The sequence below is a fragment of the Nitrosomonas communis genome, from assembly GCF_024102715.1.
Classification (GTDB): Bacteria; Pseudomonadota; Gammaproteobacteria; order Burkholderiales; family Nitrosomonadaceae; genus Nitrosomonas; species Nitrosomonas communis_B.
In genome coordinates this window covers 1-5,062 of record NZ_JAGFJM010000026.1, presented here as the reverse complement: position 1 = coordinate 5,062, position 5,062 = coordinate 1, and the positions used below count along the sequence as shown (strand labels likewise).

The following is a 5,062-nucleotide window of genomic DNA, read 5'->3' as shown; positions in this document are numbered from 1 at the left end:
AATCATCGAACAACCCGCCCGTCTGGCCGGCTTGGATGTCAGCGAAATCACCGCGGTCATGCTGGACGATGCCAAGGATGAAATCGGCGCACTCCCGCTGGTGGAAAATGCGTTAACCACCTTGTGGCAGCAGCGAAAAAACCATTGCCTGAGCGGTGATGCCTACCGGCAGCAAGGCGGCATTGCCGGCATGCTCAGCAGCCAGGCGGATGCCTTGTTACAGCGGATCGACCAGACAATCCCCAGAGGCAAGCAGGCCGCACTGGAATTATTATTGCGCCTGACACGCATCAACGACCAAGGCCGCCACACGCGGCAACGCATCACCCGGGAAGAGGCTATTTTCACTGCAGGCAATGGCAATGACCCAGCAGGCGAACAAGTTCTGCGCACGCTTTCGGGTGAGCGCCAGGCCGATACCCTGAGCGCTGGACGCAGCAGCGTATTACGCCTGGTCACTTTGAGTCAGGAGCAGGAAAAACAATACGTCGATCTGATTCACGAAACGCTGATTCGTGCGCGCAGCAAGGACCCGCAAACAGGAAAATGGCTGGGCTATTGGCCTACGCTGTACGATTACATCGAAAAAAATCGCAATCGGGATATCTACCGCCAGCAGCTCAAATATGAGGCTGAGCAATGGCAGCAAAGCAAAGGGTTGGCACGCGTGTGGAACCTCACCTTTCTTGGTCTGAAAAAATACCGGGCAGTGCGGGTTGCAGCAGATAGCCCTGAAAGCCATTTCCTTACCTGGAGCCGGCGTGCACGGCGTGCATGGGTTCTGTTGCTGACAGGCATCGTCCTGTATGGCGCGGAATCCTACTACTGGACCGTTAAACATGAACTCCCGCTGAATATGATGTGGACGCAGCAGCGTTTCCGCTTCGGCTATGCTCCGCTTCCCAAGCTGACAAAAAAACCGCTTCCAGCCGGCTCCTTTCAGATGGGCGAGCAGGATGCCGCGTTTATCGCCACTCTCGGTGAGTTGGCGAAACACTGGGGTGTACCCGGCAAACCCATGCAGATTGCGCAGCCTTTCTACCTGGGCAAATACGAAGTAACCTACGAACAGTACGATTATTACGTTTGGCAGCAGCACGCAGGAAACGAAGAAATAACATTTCCGACGACGGCTAAGGGCGGGCGTGGCAATCGCCCCGTGGTCAATATCGACTGGCATGAAGCTACCGCCTATGCAGCATGGTTGGGTGAGCAGAAAAATACGCAATGCCGCCTGCCGACCGAAGCGGAATGGGAATATGCTGCCCGGGCGGGTACGCAAACGGCCTACCCGTGGGGGGATGAGCCGGGCAGCAACCATGCCAACTGCGCTGGCTGTGGCAGTCAGTGGGATAGTGAACAATCCGCGCCGGTGGGCAGTTTTGCCGAGAATAAATTCGACTTGTACGACATGTCCGGTAATGTGTGGGAATGGACTTGCTCGAACTGGCGTGAGCAGTTTGATGGCAGTGAGCAACAGTGCAATGAGGATACTACTGACACATCATCCCGCGTGGTGCGCGGTGGCTCCTGGTACGGTCATCCAGACGGCGTGCGCTCGTCGACGCGCTACTACTACCATCCGGATAATGGTTACGACGATCTCGGCTTCCGCGTGTTGTGTTCGTCCCCCATCGATGAATAGCCTATCGTTGGTGGTGGATGGCGTTTCACTTATCCACCCTACGAATTTCACAGATAACCTGTAGGGCGGATAAGCAAAGCGCCATCCGCCAATCACACAATATAAAATCAAACCATGTCCAATTACCGGCGTAATCGTATTCCAGGCGGCACTTACTTTTTCACCGTCAATTTACACGATCGCACATCTGATCTGCTGATCACGCATATCGACGCGCTACGCGCAGCAGTTCGTGTTGTCAAACAACAGCGACCTTTCCACATCGATGCCTGGGTGTTCCTGCCGGACCTTCTGCTTTGCATAGGGACGCTGCCTGCTCATGATGATGACTATTCCAGCCGCTGGCTAGCCAAAAAAAAGCATTCTCAAAATTCATACCCAAAATCGAATATCGCTCAAAAACCCGTATCAGACGCAATGAACGAGGCATCTGGCAAAGGCGTTTCTGGGAGCATACCATTACCGATGTTCATGACTGTGCCGCGCATATGGATTATATTCATTACAACCCGGTAAAGCATGGTTAGGCAGAATCAGTCGAAGATTGGCAGCATTCAACCTTTCATCAGTTGGTAGACAAATGCATTTATTCGTTTGATTTGGCTGGATGCGAAGTAGCAGCTTTGGATGCGGGAGAAAGAAAGGATTGATTTGCTGCTCGTGCTGGTGGATGGCGCTTTGCTGATCCACCCTTCTCTTTTCAACATGCAGCTACGGGCAAGCGGCGCAAACCGGATGTGGCTGCCTTTGCATTTCAATTGATGGATCACTTGCTGCAATTGCATCAGGAACTACTGCTTGGCAGCTATACGCCCGGCCCCTATACGCACTTTTTCATCCATGAACCGAAGCGACGCAAAATCAGTGCCGCCTTGTTTCGTGACCGGGTGGTGCATCATGCGCTTTGCAGCATCATCGAACCCCGCTTCGAACAAGTATTCATCCCGGATAGCTATGCCAATCGGGTCGGTAAGGGCACGCACCGCGCCATTGACCGCTTGCAGCAGTTCTGCCGCAATTATCGATACGTGTTACGCTGTGATATCCGTCAGCATTTTGCATCCATTGATCATGCCATTCTGCTGGCATGCCTGAAAAGCAGGATACCTGAAGATGACATCATGGCGTTGATCGAGCGCATCATTGCGGGCGGCAACGATGCGCTGCAGGATGAATGTCAGATGGTCTGGTTTCCAGGGGATGATTTGCTGGCTGCTTGCCGGCCAAGGGGACTGCCGATTGGCAATCTGACTTCCCAATTCTGGTCGAATTGCTACCTGCACAGCTTTGATCTGTTCATCAAACGCGAACTGGGTTGCAAAGGCTATCTGCGCTATGTTGACGATTTCGCGCTGTTTGCAGATAACAAGCAACAACTCTGGAAATGGAAAACCGCATTAAAGCAACGATTAACTGCACTGCGCCTAACCATTCATGATCATAAAGCGCAAGTATTACCAACCAGAGACGGTGTTCCCTGGCTTGGCTTCGTCGTTTATCCCGAATATCGCAAAGTCAAAACACGCAAAATCCGGCACGCCACACGTCGTCTCACGCATCGTTATCACGCTTACTGCGAGGGACAAATTTCCTTCGCTGAATTTAACGCCAGTGTGCAGGGATGGATCAATCATGTACGTTTTGTCGATTCATGGGGTTTGCGGCAGCATGTACTGAAGCCCTTCCGCATCAGACCCGGCGGCTTGTGCCAAAAAAATTAAGTTTGATCCGATCCGGTTTTATCAATCACACCCGCATTGATTTTCATCCACGACTTTGACACCATTGATTGCATTGATATCAGAGCATTGCCAGGAGGCGAATATGGCAAATATCACGATTCGAGACTTACCGGATAAAACAAAAGAGATACTCCGCATTCATGCGGTTCAGGCGGGTGTTTCGCTGGAGGCTTATGTTGCAGCATGTGCTGCAGAAGGCATCTCTTGCAAATGAATTCAAGCCAGTTGATACCCTGCAGATTGCGGAAAAAGGAGTGGAACTTGAGTTGCCTGAGCGTAGTTCAAGACGCCAGCCGGTCGATTCTAATAAATGATTATTTTAGATACCAATATTATCTCCGAGCTTATGCATGAACTGCCCGATGCCAATATAAGGCAACGGATAAGCACACAAAAACCGATACATCCTGGCATCACCACGATTACTATCGTAGAAATTCAAAGAGGGCTGATGCATCTACCAATGGGCAAACGACGCATCCGGTTAACCGCGGGTTTTACAGATTTTGTAACAGAAGCCTTCAGCGGCAGAATTTTCTCTTTCGATGAAGAGGCAGCGTATAGCTATGGTGAAACTGCCGCAAAGTGTGAAACCAGTGGCTTTAATACCGACGCGGTTGATTTGATGATTGCCGCCATCGCCAAAAGCCAGCACGCCGCAATTGCCACGCGGAACGTTAAGGATTTTTCAGGCTGTGGCGTGAAAATCATTGATCCATGGACACAGGTTGAGTGATCGAATGAGCAGGCCTAGCTCGCTATTCCGGGAGAAGGGATCGCGAATCAAGAAAAATAATGGCAACTGGGGTTATTGTTCACCAGAATAAGAATTTATGATTCTGGTATCTGACCCTTTCTGTGCTGCCATTCAAACCTGATGTATCGCTCTTTGGGCTAATATCTTGTGACAACACTATCTAGAATCTATATGTGTAACGCAAAAAAGAATCGAGATCCTGACGTTTTTGTGATGCGTTTGTACGCTGTCGGATATCCTCGCTATAGCGCATGCGGACTTCGATGGTTTGGTTTTTATCAATAACCCATTTATAGCGTACCTCGGCCACATAGGCATTATCATTAAAGGATGGCGTCAGCAGCCAGCCATCCCCGATACGAGCGAGCGCAAATCCGAGACTGTGCTGTGGAACGATATCGATAAAATTGAAAGTGACTTGGGCCGCGAGCCCATCGGCATTACCCGACGCGCCCGTTCTTATTGTGCTGCGCTTTGGCACATTCGGCGCGTACCCTAATTCCCCTCCAAGCATGAAATTCAGGCTGCCTCTTATTGGCCACTGCACTGCAAGACGCCCGACCACGGCCCAGTAATCGGTGACGATACCAGAGCCTACCCCTTCGCTGTGCAGAGCACTCGGCAACCAGTTAATGTCCACCGTACGCTGAACAATTGGGCCGGCTTTCTGGGTATTTTCAACGCTTGCAAAATAGGACACCCGGCTGCCATCTTCGCTGAAATCAAGAGGCGCACTGCGCGGCTGTGTTGCACCTTGAGCATAATTGTACTGGGCAATCGCCGTTGTATTCCGTATCCCTCCAACCCCACCACCTACCCACATTCCTTCAACAATGCTTCAATAGCCTCCGGTGCAAGCGGTAGCAATTCATCGATTCGGCTGTTAGGCCAGGCGGGGAGTTTTTTGAGGGTGTCGGC

At 51.4% G+C, this 5,062-nt stretch carries 7 protein-coding genes; 6 read left to right on the top strand and 1 reads right to left on the bottom strand.

Annotation, left to right across the window (positions count from 1 at the left end):
- From J5I83_RS02865 to J5I83_RS02840, 6 genes are all read left to right on the top strand, one after another.
- Positions 1 to 1,645 (top strand): SUMF1/EgtB/PvdO family nonheme iron enzyme (locus J5I83_RS02865; protein ID WP_304053138.1); only part of this gene is annotated, 1,645 nt, incomplete at its 5' end.
- Positions 1,646 to 1,759: 114 nt separating this feature from the next.
- The gene (locus J5I83_RS02860) at positions 1,760 to 2,161 is read left to right on the top strand and encodes a hypothetical protein (RefSeq protein ID WP_304053136.1); all 402 of its coding nucleotides are present in this window, start codon (positions 1,760 to 1,762) and stop codon (positions 2,159 to 2,161) included.
- Positions 2,162 to 2,272: 111 nt separating this feature from the next.
- A complete protein-coding gene (locus J5I83_RS02855) occupies positions 2,273 to 2,407 on the top strand; it encodes a hypothetical protein (protein WP_304053134.1) in 135 nt (44 codons plus the stop codon).
- Positions 2,407 to 3,366: a reverse transcriptase domain-containing protein gene (locus J5I83_RS02850; RefSeq protein ID WP_304053133.1), complete on the top strand. Its 960-nt coding sequence runs from the start codon at positions 2,407 to 2,409 to the stop codon at positions 3,364 to 3,366. The genes J5I83_RS02855 and J5I83_RS02850 overlap by 1 nt, the downstream gene beginning before the upstream one ends.
- Positions 3,367 to 3,469: 103 nt before the next feature.
- Entirely contained in the window at positions 3,470 to 3,601 is a 132-nt protein-coding gene (locus tag J5I83_RS02845) for a hypothetical protein (protein WP_304053132.1), read from the top strand.
- A gap of 96 nt (positions 3,602 to 3,697) precedes the next feature.
- A complete protein-coding gene (locus J5I83_RS02840) occupies positions 3,698 to 4,123 on the top strand; it encodes a type II toxin-antitoxin system VapC family toxin (protein ID WP_304053130.1) in 426 nt (141 codons plus the stop codon).
- A gap of 181 nt (positions 4,124 to 4,304) precedes the next feature.
- Here the strand turns inward: J5I83_RS02840 and J5I83_RS02835 are convergent, their stop codons facing one another.
- The gene (locus J5I83_RS02835; protein ID WP_304053128.1) at positions 4,305 to 4,967 is read right to left on the bottom strand and encodes a hypothetical protein; all 663 of its coding nucleotides are present in this window, start codon (positions 4,965 to 4,967) and stop codon (positions 4,305 to 4,307) included.
- Between the last annotated feature and the right edge of the window lie 95 nt (positions 4,968 to 5,062).